A 12,739-nucleotide genomic window follows, 5' to 3' on the forward strand; every position below is an offset into this window, starting at 1 on the left:
TATTAACACTGAAAAAATTACTGAGCTTTAGACATAAACTCGATAGCTGCTTTGTAATCTTCGTCAGTACAATCTGTACACATACCGCCTGGTGGCATTGCATTCAAACCAGTTTTCACACTGTGCAGTAGAGCATCAATACCCTTAGCTAAGCGTGGTTCCCATTCTGCAGCGTTATGCACTTTTGGAGCGCCAGCAACACCCATGCTGTGGCATACGGTACATGCCTTGTTGAAAATAGCTTCAGCTTCTTGAGCTGATACGTTGACTGACATAGTCAAAGCAGCGACTGCAGTCATTGCTAACAGTTTTTTCATGTTCAATGTTCCTAATGCAAATACGTACAAAGCTCGGCGCTGCCCTTACTTAGGCAGACTCATTATAGCCGACTAAGATTACTACAAACTTCAAGAAATCTCATCTTTTTGTGATTAGAATCTCAACACAAAATGAATCAGGCGACAAGGGTGACAAATTCGTTAATATATTAGCAAGTCGTAAAAAAGTTCGATAAATATTGCGGTTATTGGAACCACATCATATTGCTGACATCTAGTGCAAACCAAGGGTAAACCCCCAATAACGTTTGTGTTAGAATAACTTGTGTTTCCTTCCGGCTTGAGATAGAGGGTTCAGTGACAAATATAACTAAAGAAACCACATTAGTGTCAGCCAGCAAGCTGACCTGTATCCGCGAAGAACGCATCCTTTTTGATGAGTTAAGTTTTGATATTAATGCCGGTGATATTGTTCAAATTGAAGGCCCTAACGGCGCGGGCAAAACCAGTTTATTACGTATATTGGCAGGTCTTTCTCGCCCCTATGCCGGACAAACCTTTTACAGAAATGAAGACATAAACCGCTGCCGTGATGAATACAATGAAGATCTCTTGTATCTCGGCCATTTAGCGGGAGTGAAATGCGAGCTTACCGCTGAAGAAAACCTTAATTTCAATTTAAGAATCAGTGGTTATGATGACTTTGATACCTCAGCCATTTTAGCCAAAGTGAACTTAACAGGTTTTGAAGAGGCACTTGCCGGACATTTATCCGCAGGCCAGCATCGCAGAACCGCGCTATCTAGATTGTGGCATAGCAATTGTAAAATTTGGATCCTTGACGAACCTTTTACCGCGATCGATAAAAAAGGCGTCGAAGAGCTGGAGCAATTATTTATTCAGCATGCGGATAATGGCGGGTGTGTGATCCTCACAACTCACCAAGATATGGGCATTATCAAAGATGATAGGCTTCGTAAAATTCGTCTAGATTATCGCTTCATATAAGGTCAGGCTAAATGAAAAGAGGCATCAGTTTTACCCAGGCATTTTTCACCTTGCTGCAGCGAGATCTTAAAATTGCCATTCGTCACCGCGGCGACATTTTTAACCCACTGCTATTTTTTATTATGGTTGTGACCTTATTCCCTCTGGGAATTGGCCCAGAGCCACAAATGTTAGCCCGTGTGGCTCCCGGGATAATTTGGGTTGCAGCGTTATTAGCCTCTATGTTGTCACTTGAAAGACTGTTCAAAGCGGACTTTAGTGATGGCAGCTTAGAACAAATGTTATTGAGTCCGCAGCCATTAGCCATTCTGGTATTAGCCAAAGTGTTAGCCCATTGGATTTTAACCGGTGTGCCGCTGATTATTATCGCGCCACTGTTAGCGGTGCTACTCAATTTAGATGGCAATAGTTATGGTGCGCTAATATCGACTCTTGCGCTAGGCACGCCAGTATTGTCGCTATTAGGTGCCATTGGTGTGGCATTAACCGTCGGCCTTAGAAAAGGTGGCGTGTTACTCAGCTTACTTATTTTGCCCTTGTATATTCCGGTTCTCATTTTTGCAACGAGTGCCATAGACGCGGCAGGAATGAATTTACCCTATGACGGTCAGCTCGCTATAATAGGCGCTATGCTGGTCGGATCGTTAACCTTAGCACCTTTTGCAATTGGTGCATCTCTGCGAGTGAGTACTAACTAAAATGTGGAAATGGTTACACCCTTACGCGGATCCTGAACGCGCATATAAGTTATCAGGAACATTATTTCCATGGTTTGCGATCTTAGCAGGTCTGTTTATTGCTGTAGGCACAACATGGGGATTAGCCTTTGCGCCGACAGATTACCAACAGGGTGATAGCTATCGCATTATCTTTATCCATGTCCCCGCGGCCTCTATGTCGATGGCAGCTTACATGGGTATGGCGACAGCGGCCTTTATCGGTTTAGTGTGGCAGATCAAACTTGCCGACTGGGCTGCGGCTTCGATTGCGCCTATCGGTGCAGTAATCACCTTTATTGCCCTCTTTACCGGTGCTGCATGGGGTAAACCTATGTGGGGCGCTTGGTGGGTATGGGATGCACGCTTAACCTCTGAGCTAGTATTACTGTTCCTATATTTAGGTGTTATCTCACTCTATGCCTCATTTGAGGATAAAGTGCTCGCAGCTCGTGCTGCAGGGATCCTAGCGATCGTGGGCGTAATTAACATCCCTATCATCAAATACTCAGTTGAATGGTGGAGCTCATTACATCAGCCATCAACTATCCGCATTACCGAGAAATCGACTATGTCGACGGAAATGCTCTATCCACTGTTAATCAATATGCTTGGCTTCGGTCTCATGATAGGTGCCATCACTATTGTGCGATTCAGAGCAGAAATTTTAGCAAGAAATGGCATGCGCCCCTGGGTGCGTGAACTAGCTAAGGCTGAGGAGGTCAAATAATGCAATTCGATTCAATCAGTGATTTTTTTAATATGGGCGGCTATGCATTTTACGTGTGGCTATCCTACGGAGTGACCTTCTGCTGCCTCTCAACGCTTATCATTACCAGCGCACGCCAAAAGCGTAAGGTGTTAATTGAAATCGCGAAGAAGATGGATAGAGAAGAACGCCTAAAAGAAACTAGGAGTACTAAATCGTGAACCCAAGACGCAAAAAAAGACTGACGTTAGCAGTGGCATTAATCGGTGGTGTTGCCGCGATTACTTCGCTTTTGCTTTATGCGCTGAACTCCAACTTAAACTTATTCTATACACCGTCTGAAATTGTCCACGGCAAAACAGATACTGGCGTTAAACCAGAAATTGGCCAACGCATTCGTGTCGGCGGCATGGTAACAGTCGGTTCTATGGTACGAGACCCTAAGAGCTTACATGTGCAGTTCGCTGTGCATGACTCTCTAGGCGGCGAAGTACTGGTCACCTATGACGATCTACTGCCCGATCTATTCCGTGAAGGACAAGGTATTGTCGCGCAAGGCGTGCTAAGTGCTGATGGTAAGCTAGAAGCGACTGAAGTACTGGCTAAGCATGATGAAAACTACATGCCACCAGAAGTTGCCGAAGCCATGGGACAAAAGCACGAGAAGTTGGATTACAGCCAACAAAAGGCACCAGACACAAAGTAAGCAGTTGATGAAGTTGCAACAGCATACACACTAAGCCTCCTAGCCTAATAACTAGCGAGGCTTTTTTATTATCTTAATCTAGATAATTAAAGGTGAACTATACTCAAAGCAGCTTCAAAACCTAAGACTGCGTATGATTCAAATAACACCATTAAACATAAACTTGCACTGTGTTGCCCTACTCTTATGCCTTGTAAGTCTCTCGCAGAACGCCAATGCAGCTAAAGTGATCGTGATCGAAAGCTATCACCATGGATATCAATGGGACCAAGAATACTACCGAGCGATTTATGACACGCTCAGCCCTCACCACGATGTGAGTTATTTCGAAATGGATACCAAGCGTTTACCAAAGGAGCAATTTGCCGAAAGAGCTGATTTAGCGTGGAAGTACATCCAAAGCCAAGCACCTCAACTGGTTATTCTCGCCGATGATAATGCGGTTAACCTGTTGCATCAGCGCCTCAATGACAGCTTAATCCCAGTGGTCTATCTTGGGGTGAATATGAACCCTAGAGAGTATCATCTCAATGAGCACAAGCGCTTTACCGGTGTCATAGAAAGGCCGCTGCTACGACGCTCACTCCTCCTCATTCAACGCATACTCCCACAGACTGTGCACCGTAAAATACTAGTCCTATTTGACCAAGGTGTTACCTCAGACTCAGCTGCAGAATACATCAGCAAACAACACTCCAGTATTTTGGGCGATATCGAAGTGAATTTGGTGCAATTGTCACAGATCGCAGATTGGCAGCAACAGGTACTGACGGCGAAGGAGCAAGGCTATAACGCCATTGTCGTGGCGCTCTACCAAGCAGTGAGGGATGCAGAAAATCGTTCTGTGGATGCGGATCAGCTCCTAAAATGGATATCAGAACATACACCGGTACCGAATTTCGGATTTTGGGGATTTAGCGTCTCCGCAGAGGGCAATATTGGAGGCTACGTACTCGATGGCTATCATCATGGCGAAATAGCAGCGAATATGGCGTTAAAAATACTGGCTGGCGAGAAACCCGAAAACATCTTTCCAGTAACAGATGATCTTGGGAAATACATGTTTAGTCAGCAAGGGTTGGCCAAATGGAATATTAGCCTACCGAAAGAAATCGAGAAAAATACTCTTTGGATGAAGTAACGAAAAAAAGACATAAAAAAGCCGGGCATTCGCCCGGCTTTTTAAAAGTGTAACCTTAATTACTCAGCAGCTTCAACATCAACAGCTTGAGCAGCTTCTGGACGGCCAACTAGCTCGATGTAAGCCATAGGGGCTTTATCACCAGCACGTAAACCGCACTTAAGGATACGGGTATAGCCACCAGGACGTTCCTGGTAACGTGGACCCAACTCAGTAAATAACTTACCTACGACTTCAGCGTCGCGAGTACGTGCAAACGCTAAACGACGGTTTGCAACGCTGTCACTCTTAGCAAGTGTTATCAGAGGCTCAACTACGCGACGCAGTTCTTTCGCTTTAGCCACAGTTGTCTTGATGATCTCATGACGAACTAGTGAACCGGCCATGTTGCGAAACATGGCTTGGCGATGACTGCTGTTACGGTTTAGTTGACGACCACTCTTACGATGGCGCATGACCTAATCCTTATAACCTAAATCTGTACAAACCTGAGACTTATAGGTCGTCTGCTAAACTGGCTGGAGGCCAATTTTCCAAACGCATACCTAACGACAGTCCGCGAGAAGCTAAAACGTCCTTTATTTCAGTAAGAGATTTCTTACCTAAGTTAGGGGTCTTCAGCAACTCAACTTCAGTGCGCTGTACCAGATCTCCGATGTAATGAATCGCTTCGGCTTTCAAGCAGTTAGCCGAACGTACAGTTAGCTCTAAATCGTCGACAGGACGCAGCAGAATCGGATCGAATTCCGGTTTCTCTTCTTTCAGCTCTGGCTCAGTCACGTCACGTAATTCAACAAACGCATCTAGCTGTTCAGCCAGAATAGTTGCAGAACGACGGATAGCTTCCTCAGGATCGATAGTACCGTTTGTGGTCATATCGATAACGAGTTTATCTAAGTCAGTACGCTGTTCTACACGTGCTGCTTCTACATTGTAGGCAATACGTGCAACTGGCGAGAAAGAAGCATCAACCAGCAAGCGGCCGATTGGGCGATCATCGTCTTCAGTCTGTGCACGAGCAGATGCTGGTACATAGCCACGACCACGCTCAACGCGAATACGCATGCTGATATCATTGTTACCTGTCAGGTGACAGATAATATGATCAGGATTCACGATAGTGACATCACCATCATGCGTGATATCTGCTGCGATGACAGGGCCTGCGCCGGACTTGCTCAACGTAAGCATAGCCTCGTCTTTACCCTCGATAGTCACTGCTAACCCTTTCAGGTTTAACAAGATCTCAAGGATATCTTCTTGAACGCCTTCCTTACTGCTGTATTCGTGCAGTACACCGTCAATCTCGACTTCGGTAACCGCGCAGCCGGGCATAGACGACAATAGGATGCGACGCAACGCGTTACCTAAAGTGTGGCCGAAACCACGCTCAAGTGGTTCCAATGTAACCTTGGCACGTGTTGAGTTAACCTGCTCGATATCAACGAGACGCGGTTTAAGAAATTCTGTAACAGAACCCTGCATTGTGTCCTCTCTTGTTTGTTAGCCTTACTTAGAGTAAAGCTCGACGATCAGCTGTTCGTTAATTTCCGCAGACAAATCGCTACGTTCTGGAACGCGCTTGAAAGCACCTTCCATTTTCGCATTGTCGACTTCAACCCATGTAGGCTTCTCGCGTTGAGCTGCCACTTCTAAAGCCGCTTTAATACGAGCTTGAGTACGTGACTTCTCGCGGATGCTCACAACATCATTCGCAGACACTTTGAATGATGGAATGTTAACAACACGACCGTTAACCATAATTGATTTATGGCTTACTAGCTGACGTGATTCTGCACGAGTTGCACCGAAGCCCATACGATAAACGACGTTATCAAGACGGGTTTCTAAAAGCTGAAGCAGGTTTTCACCTGTGTTGCCTTTAGTACGTGCAGCATCTTTGTAATAGTTACGGAATTGTTTTTCTAACACACCGTAAATACGACGAACTTTTTGTTTTTCGCGTAACTGAGTACCGTACTCTGACAAACGTGGCTTACGAGCGCCATGTTGTCCAGGTGCAGTTTCCAGTTTACACTTTGAATCGATTGCTCTCACACCGCTTTTTAAGAAAAGGTCTGTACCTTCTCGGCGGCTGAGCTTGAGCTTGGGACCCAAGTATCTTGCCATGATCTTTCTCCAACTATCCTAACGAAACGGCGTTATACACGACGCTTTTTAGGAGGACGACAACCATTATGAGGGATCGGCGTCACATCGGTAATGTTGGTAATTTTATAACCAACAGCGTTCAGCGCACGAATGGCTGACTCACGACCTGGACCTGGACCCTTCACAAACACTTCAAGGTTTTTTAAACCGTAGTCTTGAGCAGCAGCACCTGCACGCTCAGCAGCCACCTGTGCAGCAAATGGAGTAGATTTACGTGAACCACGGAAACCTGAACCACCTGAAGTAGCCCATGACAACGCATTACCTTGACGATCTGTAATGGTGACAATAGTGTTGTTGAAAGAAGCATGGATATGAGCCATGCCATCTGCAACCTGTTTACGTACGCGCTTACGCGGAGAACGTGACGGAACTTTAGCCATTGCTTTACCTTCCCGTTACTTTCTAATAGGTTTACGTGGACCTTTACGCGTACGCGCATTGGTCTTAGTACGTTGCCCACGGAGAGGCAGGCTACGGCGATGGCGGAGACCACGATAACAACCAAGATCCATAAGACGCTTGATGTTCATTGAAATCTCACGACGTAAGTCACCTTCTACAATGTATTTGGCGACTTCTTCGCGTAGTATATCTATTTGAGCTTCGCTCAATTCCTTGATCTTAGCAGTTTCAGCGATTGCTGTAGCCGCGCAGATTGCTCTAGCGCGAGTACGGCCGATGCCGAAAATAGCAGTCAATGCGATGACTGTATGCTTTTGATCAGGAATGTTAATGCCAGCGATACGGGCCACTATGCACTCCTTAAAGTTAAAGGCCAACTGCGAAAAGCCCGAAAGGATACTCGACAGTCAACAGATTTGCAAACTAAATTTTGTTCAGCCCAATTCATGGGCTGAACAAATTACTTTTTAGCCTTGACGCTGTTTGTGTTTTGGTTCAACACAGATAACGCGCACAACGCCACTACGCTTGACGATCTTGCAGTTACGGCAGATCTTCTTCACGGAAGCTCGAACTTTCATTTCATCACTCCGTAAAGCTACTTAGCGACCAAAGCGATCTAAATTCGCTTTGTTTACTAGGTTAGCTTTCTTCATCACAGACTCATACTGATGAGACATCATATGCGTCTGAACCTGAGCCATGAAGTCCATGATCACGACTACCATAATTAGTAGTGAAGTACCGCCAAAATAGAACTGTACTTTCCACGCGATTAACATGAACTCCGGAATTAAGCAGATAAAGGTTATGTATAACGCGCCTGCCAATGTCAAACGGGTCATAACTTTATCAATGTAACGCGAAGTCTGTTCTCCAGGACGGATCCCAGGGATGAATGCGCCACTCTTCTTCAAGTTATCTGCTGTTTCGCGTGGGTTAAATACCAACGCAGTATAGAAGAAACAGAAAAAGATAATCGCTGTTGCATATAATAATGAGTAAAGCGGTTGTCCAGGTGAAACAGCCAGTGAAAAATCACTTAACCATGACATGGATTCATTTTGACCGAACCACTGAGCCAGTGTTCCAGGGAACAAAATGATGCTTGACGCAAAAATTGGCGGAATAACACCTGCCATGTTTATTTTAAGCGGTAAGTGGGTACTTTGCGCAGCGAACACCTTACGGCCCTGCTGACGCTTAGCATAGTTAACGACGATACGACGCTGACCACGTTCCACAAACACTACAAAATAAGTCACTGCAAACACAATTACCGCGAGCAACAACAATACTAACACATTCAAGTCACCTTGACGCGCCTGCTCAGCCGTTTGGCCGATAGCGGAAGGTAATCCAGCAACAATACCTGCGAAAATCAAAATCGAGATACCGTTACCTATACCACGTTCGGTAATCTGTTCACCTAGCCACATAAGGAACATAGTTCCCGTCACTAAGCTCACAACCGCAACAAAGTAGAACCCAAATCCAATGTTGACCACAAGGCCTGGCACTAAGTTTGGTAACCCGGTTGCAATACCGACCGACTGGAATGTACCCAGCACTAAGGTACCCCATCTGGTATATTGACTGATTTTCTTACGTCCTGATTCGCCTTCTTTTTTCAATTCAGCGAGTGCAGGATGTACGACAGTCAACAGTTGCATGATAATCGATGCCGAAATATACGGCATGATACCTAATGCAAAGATAGAGGCACGCGAAAGGGCGCCACCCGAGAACATGTTAAACATGCCCAGGATGGTCCCTTTTTGCTGAGCAAACAGCTCTGCTAATACAGCTGCGTCAATACCAGGAATTGGCACAAACGAACCGGCTCTAAAGACGATAATCGCACCAATCACGAACAGGAGGCGAGCTTTCAATTCTGAAAGTCCACCTTTCGCGCTTTTTAAATCAAGTCCTGGTTTTGCCATCGACGTATTATTCCTCGATCTTACCGCCGGCAGCTTCAATAGCTGCACGTGCACCTTTGGTTACCTTCAGACCTTTAACAGTCACAGGGCGCTCAATGGTACCTGAAAGAACAATTTTCGCAAACTGGATGTTGCGAGTTATAACGTTCGCATCTTTCAGAGCGTTTAAGTCGATAACATCACCGTTAACTTTTGCCAGTTCGAGTACACGAACTTCAGCTGTTACCATAGCGCGACGCGAGGTAAAACCAAATTTAGGTAAACGGATTTTAAGTGGCATTTGACCACCTTCAAATCCTGGGCGTACACCGCCACCAGAACGAGACTTTTGGCCTTTATGACCACGACCCGCTGTTTTACCTAGACCTGAGCCCATACCACGGCCTACACGCTTTGGTGCATGCTTAGAGCCTGCAGCTGGAGATAGAGTATTTAAACGCATCTATTAATCCTCCACCTTAACCATGTAGTAGACCTTGTTGATCATACCGCGAACTGAAGGAGTATCTTCTAATTCAACAGTGTGACCAATGCGACGCAAACCAAGACCCGTTAGGGTTGCACGGTGCTTCGGTAAACGACCGATACCGCTTTTAGTTTGAGTAACTTTTACAGTTTTAGTTGCCATGGTGCATTACCCCCGAATTTCGTCAACATTCAGGCCACGCTTAGCTGCGATTTGCGAAGGTGACTTCATGTGCACCAAAGCATCGACAGTCGCGCGAACGATGTTGATCGGGTTAGTAGAACCGTATGCTTTTGACAGAACGTTATGAACGCCTGCTACTTCCAATACGGCACGCATTGCGCCACCGGCAATAATACCAGTACCTTGTGATGCGGGTTGCATGTACACAAGAGAACCAGTATGACGACCTTTAACTGGGTGATGCAGAGTACCTGCATTCAACTCAACGGTCACAATGTTACGACGAGCTTTTTCCATAGCTTTTTGAATCGCTGCTGGAACTTCACGTGCTTTGCCATAGCCATAGCCAATCTTACCGTTACCGTCACCCACTACTGTCAGTGCTGTGAAGCTAAAGATACGACCGCCCTTAACTACTTTAGAAACACGATTAACTGCAATCAATTTCTCTTGCAGATCGTCTTTTTGCTGAGCTTCTAATTTAGCCATTTTATAACCCCTTAGAACTTCAGGCCAGCTTCACGAGCTGCATCTGCTAAAGCAGCTACACGACCGTGATACTTGAAACCAGAACGATCGAACGCAACTGAAGTTACGCCTTTTTCGATCGCGCGCTCAGCAACAAATTTACCTACTGCTTTCGCTGCGTCTACGTTACCGGTACTCTTCAGTAGCTCTTTAACCGCTTTTTCTACGGTTGAAGCAGCTGCCAACACCTGAGCTTCAGGATTGATCACCTGAGCATAAATGTGACGCGGTGTACGATGTACAACCAGACGGTTCACGCCCAGCTCTTGGATCTTCTTACGAGCGCGAGTAGCGCGACGTAAGCGAGATGTTTTCTTATCCATATCGCGTTACCTACTTCTTCTTAGCCTCTTTACGGCGTACTACTTCGTCGTCATAGCGAACACCCTTGCCTTTATATGGCTCTGGTGGACGGTATCCGCGAATCTCAGCAGCGACTTGGCCAATTAACTGTTTATCAACGCCACGTAGGACGATGTCAGTTTGGCTAGGGCACTCTGCAGTAACGCCTGCGGGCAGTTTGTGTACTAACGGATGAGAGAAACCTAAAGTAAGGTCAATGTCAGAACCGACGAGTTTCGCACGGTAACCAACGCCAACTAACTTTAATTTACGCTCAAAACCTTGAGATACACCAACAACCATGTTGTTTACTAATGCACGAGTTGTACCAGCCTGTGCCCAAGCGTTAGAAACGCCTTCAACAGGGAGGAACTTAACTACGCCAGCTTCAATAACAACATTGACCGCATTGTTGATCACTCGAGTCAGACTACCTTTTCCGCCTTTGACGGTAAGGGTCTGTTCGTTCAAGGTCACCTCTACGCCAGCTGGAATAGATACTGGTGCTTTTGCTACACGAGACATTCCTAGCTCCTTAAGCTACGTAGCAGATAACCTCGCCACCCATGCCTGCAAGGCGGGCGGCACGATCAGTCATCAAGCCTTTAGAAGTGGACACAATTGCGACACCCAGACCGCCCATCACCTTTGGAAGTTCGTTTTTACCTTTGTAAATACGAAGACCAGGGCGACTTACACGCTGGATAGTCTCAACGACTGGTTGGCCTTGGAAATACTTTAAAGTAACTTCCAGTTCAGGCTTGGCTTCATCTGCTACGGCGTAATCAGCGATATAACCTTCATCTTTAAGTAGTTTCGCAATTGCGACTTTCAACTTAGCTGAAGGCATCTTCACCGATACGTGGTTAGCAGCTTGGCCGTTACGAATACGGGTTAACATATCCGCAATAGGATCTTGCATGCTCATATTAGCTTACTCCGTGACAAGTGCTTACCAGCTGGCCTTACGCAGGCCAGGAACTTCACCACGCATGGTTGCTTCACGTAATTTGATACGGCTTAAGCCGAATTTACGTAAGAAGCCATGAGGGCGACCAGTTTGATTACAACGATTGCGTTGACGCGCAGCGCTGGAATCACGTGGTAGAGCTTGCAGCTTAAGTACCGCATCCCAACGATCTTCGTCAGAAGAAGCTGGACTTGCAATGATAGTCTTAAGAGCCGCACGCTTCTCAGCGTACTTGGCCACGAGCTGTGCACGTTTAGCTTCACGTGCTTTCATTGATGTTTTTGCCATTACGCTACCCTTATTTCTTGAATGGGAAGTTAAAAGCGTCTAACAAAGCACGACCTTCTTCATCATTCTTCGCAGTAGTAGTGATAACAATATCCATACCACGAATCTTATCGATTTTATCGTAATCGATTTCTGGGAAGATGATCTGCTCACGCACGCCCATTGCGTAGTTACCACGGCCGTCAAACGCTTTAGCGCTTAAGCCACGGAAGTCACGAATACGTGGGATTGCGATATCGACTAAACGCTCTAAGAATTCCCACATACGCTCACCGCGTAGGGTAACTTTACAGCCAATAGGGTAGCCTTCACGGATTTTAAAACCAGCAACTGACTTACGAGCTACAGTCACTACTGGTTTTTGACCAGCGATTGCAGTCATATCACGGACAGCATGGTCCATGATTTTCTTGTCTGCAACAGCTTCGCCAACACCCATATTCAGGGTGATTTTCTCAATCCGAGGGACTTGCATGACACTGGTATAACCGAACTTTTTAGCAAGTTCAGCGACAACAGTCTCTTGGTATTTATCATGCAGTTTCGCCATCGTTTACTCCAATTACTTAACGAGTTCACTGTTCGATTTGAAGAAACGAACTTTTTTGCCGTCTTCAAAGCGGAAACCAACGCGATCAGCTTTGCCAGTGGCAGAGTTGAAAATCGCTACATTTGATGCTTGTATCGGTGCTTCTTTCTCAACAATACCGCCAGCTACGCCCAATTGTGGGTTTGGCTTTTGGTGTTTTTTGACAAGATTGATGCCTTCAACAATCAATTTACCAGTAGGAAGGACTTGAGAAACTTTTGCACGTTTACCCTTGTCTTTACCTGCTAATACAATCACTTCGTCTTCACGACGTATTTTAGCTGCCATTTTGAAG

Annotated in this window: 23 protein-coding genes; 6 read left to right on the plus strand and 17 right to left on the minus strand. The window is 45.9% G+C overall.

The genetic code is table 11. The features are described 5' to 3' along the window. Positions 1–17: 17 nt before the first annotated feature. Positions 18–317 carry a c-type cytochrome gene (locus AC5YB3_RS10590; RefSeq protein WP_006079708.1) on the minus strand — a complete coding sequence of 100 codons (300 nt, stop codon included), beginning with the start codon at positions 315–317 and terminating at the stop codon, positions 18–20. A gap of 318 nt (positions 318–635) precedes the next feature. Here AC5YB3_RS10590 and ccmA point away from each other — a divergent pair, with 318 nt between their 5' ends. The 6 genes from ccmA (at position 636) to AC5YB3_RS10620 (ending at position 4,558) form a co-directional block, all read left to right on the plus strand. After that, positions 636–1,286, plus strand: a complete 651-nt coding sequence (gene ccmA / locus AC5YB3_RS10595) for a cytochrome c biogenesis heme-transporting ATPase CcmA (protein ID WP_006079707.1) — start codon at positions 636–638, stop codon at positions 1,284–1,286. 11 nt (positions 1,287–1,297) lie between these two features. Then, the gene (ccmB, locus tag AC5YB3_RS10600; protein ID WP_006079706.1) at positions 1,298–1,984 is read left to right on the plus strand and encodes a heme exporter protein CcmB; all 687 of its coding nucleotides are present in this window, start codon (positions 1,298–1,300) and stop codon (positions 1,982–1,984) included. Position 1,985: 1 nt separating this feature from the next. Beyond that, positions 1,986–2,732 (plus strand): heme ABC transporter permease, encoded by a 747-nt coding sequence (locus AC5YB3_RS10605; RefSeq protein WP_006079703.1) that lies wholly within the window; start codon positions 1,986–1,988, stop codon positions 2,730–2,732. Next, the gene (gene ccmD / locus AC5YB3_RS10610; RefSeq protein WP_006079702.1) at positions 2,732–2,932 is read left to right on the plus strand and encodes a heme exporter protein CcmD; all 201 of its coding nucleotides are present in this window, start codon (positions 2,732–2,734) and stop codon (positions 2,930–2,932) included. The genes AC5YB3_RS10605 and ccmD overlap by 1 nt, the downstream gene beginning before the upstream one ends. Beyond that, complete coding sequence (ccmE, locus tag AC5YB3_RS10615) at positions 2,929–3,417, plus strand: cytochrome c maturation protein CcmE (RefSeq protein WP_006079699.1); 489 nt, start codon at positions 2,929–2,931, stop codon at positions 3,415–3,417. Before ccmD ends, ccmE begins: the two co-directional genes overlap by 4 nt. 133 nt (positions 3,418–3,550) lie before the next feature. Then, positions 3,551–4,558: an ABC transporter substrate-binding protein gene (locus AC5YB3_RS10620; RefSeq protein WP_126490945.1), complete on the plus strand. Its 1,008-nt coding sequence runs from the start codon at positions 3,551–3,553 to the stop codon at positions 4,556–4,558. Between the two features lie 59 nt (positions 4,559–4,617). Here AC5YB3_RS10620 and rplQ read toward each other — a convergent pair whose 3' ends face one another. The 16 genes from rplQ to rplX all read right to left on the minus strand — a co-directional run bounded on the left by rplQ (position 4,618) and on the right by rplX (position 12,732). Then, entirely contained in the window at positions 4,618–5,013 is a 396-nt protein-coding gene (rplQ, locus tag AC5YB3_RS10625) for a 50S ribosomal protein L17 (RefSeq protein ID WP_006083573.1), read from the minus strand. Positions 5,014–5,053: 40 nt separating this feature from the next. Then, positions 5,054–6,043, minus strand: a complete 990-nt coding sequence (locus tag AC5YB3_RS10630) for a DNA-directed RNA polymerase subunit alpha (RefSeq protein ID WP_006083574.1) — start codon at positions 6,041–6,043, stop codon at positions 5,054–5,056. A 24-nt stretch (positions 6,044–6,067) separates the two neighbouring features. After that, positions 6,068–6,688: a 30S ribosomal protein S4 gene (gene rpsD, locus AC5YB3_RS10635; protein ID WP_006083575.1), complete on the minus strand. Its 621-nt coding sequence runs from the start codon at positions 6,686–6,688 to the stop codon at positions 6,068–6,070. Between the two features lie 32 nt (positions 6,689–6,720). Next, on the minus strand, positions 6,721–7,113 hold the full coding sequence (gene rpsK / locus AC5YB3_RS10640; RefSeq protein ID WP_006083577.1) for a 30S ribosomal protein S11: 393 nt from the start codon (positions 7,111–7,113) through the stop codon (positions 6,721–6,723). A gap of 15 nt (positions 7,114–7,128) precedes the next feature. Continuing rightward, positions 7,129–7,485: a 30S ribosomal protein S13 gene (gene rpsM, locus AC5YB3_RS10645; RefSeq protein ID WP_006083578.1), complete on the minus strand. Its 357-nt coding sequence runs from the start codon at positions 7,483–7,485 to the stop codon at positions 7,129–7,131. A gap of 117 nt (positions 7,486–7,602) precedes the next feature. Beyond that, complete coding sequence (gene rpmJ / locus AC5YB3_RS10650) at positions 7,603–7,716, minus strand: 50S ribosomal protein L36 (RefSeq protein WP_006083579.1); 114 nt, start codon at positions 7,714–7,716, stop codon at positions 7,603–7,605. Between the two features lie 21 nt (positions 7,717–7,737). Then, positions 7,738–9,078, minus strand: a complete 1,341-nt coding sequence (gene secY / locus AC5YB3_RS10655; RefSeq protein ID WP_006083580.1) for a preprotein translocase subunit SecY — start codon at positions 9,076–9,078, stop codon at positions 7,738–7,740. A gap of 7 nt (positions 9,079–9,085) precedes the next feature. Beyond that, positions 9,086–9,520 carry a 50S ribosomal protein L15 gene (gene rplO, locus AC5YB3_RS10660; protein ID WP_006083581.1) on the minus strand — a complete coding sequence of 145 codons (435 nt, stop codon included), beginning with the start codon at positions 9,518–9,520 and terminating at the stop codon, positions 9,086–9,088. Between the two features lie 3 nt (positions 9,521–9,523). Continuing rightward, positions 9,524–9,706 (minus strand): 50S ribosomal protein L30, encoded by a 183-nt coding sequence (rpmD, locus tag AC5YB3_RS10665; protein ID WP_006083582.1) that lies wholly within the window; start codon positions 9,704–9,706, stop codon positions 9,524–9,526. Between the two features lie 6 nt (positions 9,707–9,712). Next, positions 9,713–10,216 carry a 30S ribosomal protein S5 gene (gene rpsE / locus AC5YB3_RS10670; protein WP_006083583.1) on the minus strand — a complete coding sequence of 168 codons (504 nt, stop codon included), beginning with the start codon at positions 10,214–10,216 and terminating at the stop codon, positions 9,713–9,715. 11 nt (positions 10,217–10,227) lie between these two features. Beyond that, positions 10,228–10,578, minus strand: a complete 351-nt coding sequence (gene rplR / locus AC5YB3_RS10675; RefSeq protein ID WP_006083584.1) for a 50S ribosomal protein L18 — start codon at positions 10,576–10,578, stop codon at positions 10,228–10,230. Positions 10,579–10,588: 10 nt separating this feature from the next. Then, positions 10,589–11,122 carry a 50S ribosomal protein L6 gene (rplF, locus tag AC5YB3_RS10680; RefSeq protein ID WP_006083585.1) on the minus strand — a complete coding sequence of 178 codons (534 nt, stop codon included), beginning with the start codon at positions 11,120–11,122 and terminating at the stop codon, positions 10,589–10,591. A 10-nt stretch (positions 11,123–11,132) separates the two neighbouring features. After that, positions 11,133–11,525, minus strand: coding sequence for a 30S ribosomal protein S8 (rpsH, locus tag AC5YB3_RS10685; RefSeq protein WP_006083586.1), 393 nt, complete (start codon positions 11,523–11,525; stop codon positions 11,133–11,135). A gap of 24 nt (positions 11,526–11,549) precedes the next feature. Continuing rightward, entirely contained in the window at positions 11,550–11,855 is a 306-nt protein-coding gene (gene rpsN / locus AC5YB3_RS10690; RefSeq protein WP_006083587.1) for a 30S ribosomal protein S14, read from the minus strand. Between the two features lie 10 nt (positions 11,856–11,865). Further along, complete coding sequence (rplE, locus tag AC5YB3_RS10695; protein ID WP_006083588.1) at positions 11,866–12,405, minus strand: 50S ribosomal protein L5; 540 nt, start codon at positions 12,403–12,405, stop codon at positions 11,866–11,868. 12 nt (positions 12,406–12,417) lie between these two features. After that, on the minus strand, positions 12,418–12,732 hold the full coding sequence (gene rplX, locus AC5YB3_RS10700) for a 50S ribosomal protein L24 (RefSeq protein WP_006083589.1): 315 nt from the start codon (positions 12,730–12,732) through the stop codon (positions 12,418–12,420). Positions 12,733–12,739: the final 7 nt, after the last annotated feature.

It is taken from the genome of Shewanella sp. 1311, from assembly GCF_059338235.1.

What these genes read in the sequence shown, in the direction of transcription:
- AC5YB3_RS10590 (WP_006079708.1), bottom strand. Translation starts at nt 317, where the DNA reads ATGAAAAAACTGTTAGCAATGACTGCAGTCGCTGCTTTGACTATGTCA.
- ccmB (WP_006079706.1), top strand. Translation starts at nt 1,298, where the DNA reads ATGAAAAGAGGCATCAGTTTTACCCAGGCATTTTTCACCTTGCTGCAG.
- AC5YB3_RS10605 (WP_006079703.1), top strand. Translation starts at nt 1,986, where the DNA reads ATGTGGAAATGGTTACACCCTTACGCGGATCCTGAACGCGCATATAAG.
- ccmD (WP_006079702.1), top strand. Translation starts at nt 2,732, where the DNA reads ATGCAATTCGATTCAATCAGTGATTTTTTTAATATGGGCGGCTATGCA.
- AC5YB3_RS10620 (WP_126490945.1), top strand. Translation starts at nt 3,551, where the DNA reads ATGATTCAAATAACACCATTAAACATAAACTTGCACTGTGTTGCCCTA.
- rplQ (WP_006083573.1), bottom strand. Translation starts at nt 5,013, where the DNA reads ATGCGCCATCGTAAGAGTGGTCGTCAACTAAACCGTAACAGCAGTCAT.
- AC5YB3_RS10630 (WP_006083574.1), bottom strand. Translation starts at nt 6,043, where the DNA reads ATGCAGGGTTCTGTTACAGAATTTCTTAAACCGCGTCTCGTTGATATC.
- rpsD (WP_006083575.1), bottom strand. Translation starts at nt 6,688, where the DNA reads ATGGCAAGATACTTGGGTCCCAAGCTCAAGCTCAGCCGCCGAGAAGGT.
- rpsK (WP_006083577.1), bottom strand. Translation starts at nt 7,113, where the DNA reads ATGGCTAAAGTTCCGTCACGTTCTCCGCGTAAGCGCGTACGTAAACAG.
- rpmJ (WP_006083579.1), bottom strand. Translation starts at nt 7,716, where the DNA reads ATGAAAGTTCGAGCTTCCGTGAAGAAGATCTGCCGTAACTGCAAGATC.
- secY (WP_006083580.1), bottom strand. Translation starts at nt 9,078, where the DNA reads ATGGCAAAACCAGGACTTGATTTAAAAAGCGCGAAAGGTGGACTTTCA.
- rplO (WP_006083581.1), bottom strand. Translation starts at nt 9,520, where the DNA reads ATGCGTTTAAATACTCTATCTCCAGCTGCAGGCTCTAAGCATGCACCA.
- rpmD (WP_006083582.1), bottom strand. Translation starts at nt 9,706, where the DNA reads ATGGCAACTAAAACTGTAAAAGTTACTCAAACTAAAAGCGGTATCGGT.
- rpsE (WP_006083583.1), bottom strand. Translation starts at nt 10,216, where the DNA reads ATGGCTAAATTAGAAGCTCAGCAAAAAGACGATCTGCAAGAGAAATTG.
- rplR (WP_006083584.1), bottom strand. Translation starts at nt 10,578, where the DNA reads ATGGATAAGAAAACATCTCGCTTACGTCGCGCTACTCGCGCTCGTAAG.
- rplF (WP_006083585.1), bottom strand. Translation starts at nt 11,122, where the DNA reads ATGTCTCGTGTAGCAAAAGCACCAGTATCTATTCCAGCTGGCGTAGAG.
- rpsH (WP_006083586.1), bottom strand. Translation starts at nt 11,525, where the DNA reads ATGAGCATGCAAGATCCTATTGCGGATATGTTAACCCGTATTCGTAAC.
- rpsN (WP_006083587.1), bottom strand. Translation starts at nt 11,855, where the DNA reads ATGGCAAAAACATCAATGAAAGCACGTGAAGCTAAACGTGCACAGCTC.
- rplE (WP_006083588.1), bottom strand. Translation starts at nt 12,405, where the DNA reads ATGGCGAAACTGCATGATAAATACCAAGAGACTGTTGTCGCTGAACTT.
- rplX (WP_006083589.1), bottom strand. Translation starts at nt 12,732, where the DNA reads ATGGCAGCTAAAATACGTCGTGAAGACGAAGTGATTGTATTAGCAGGT.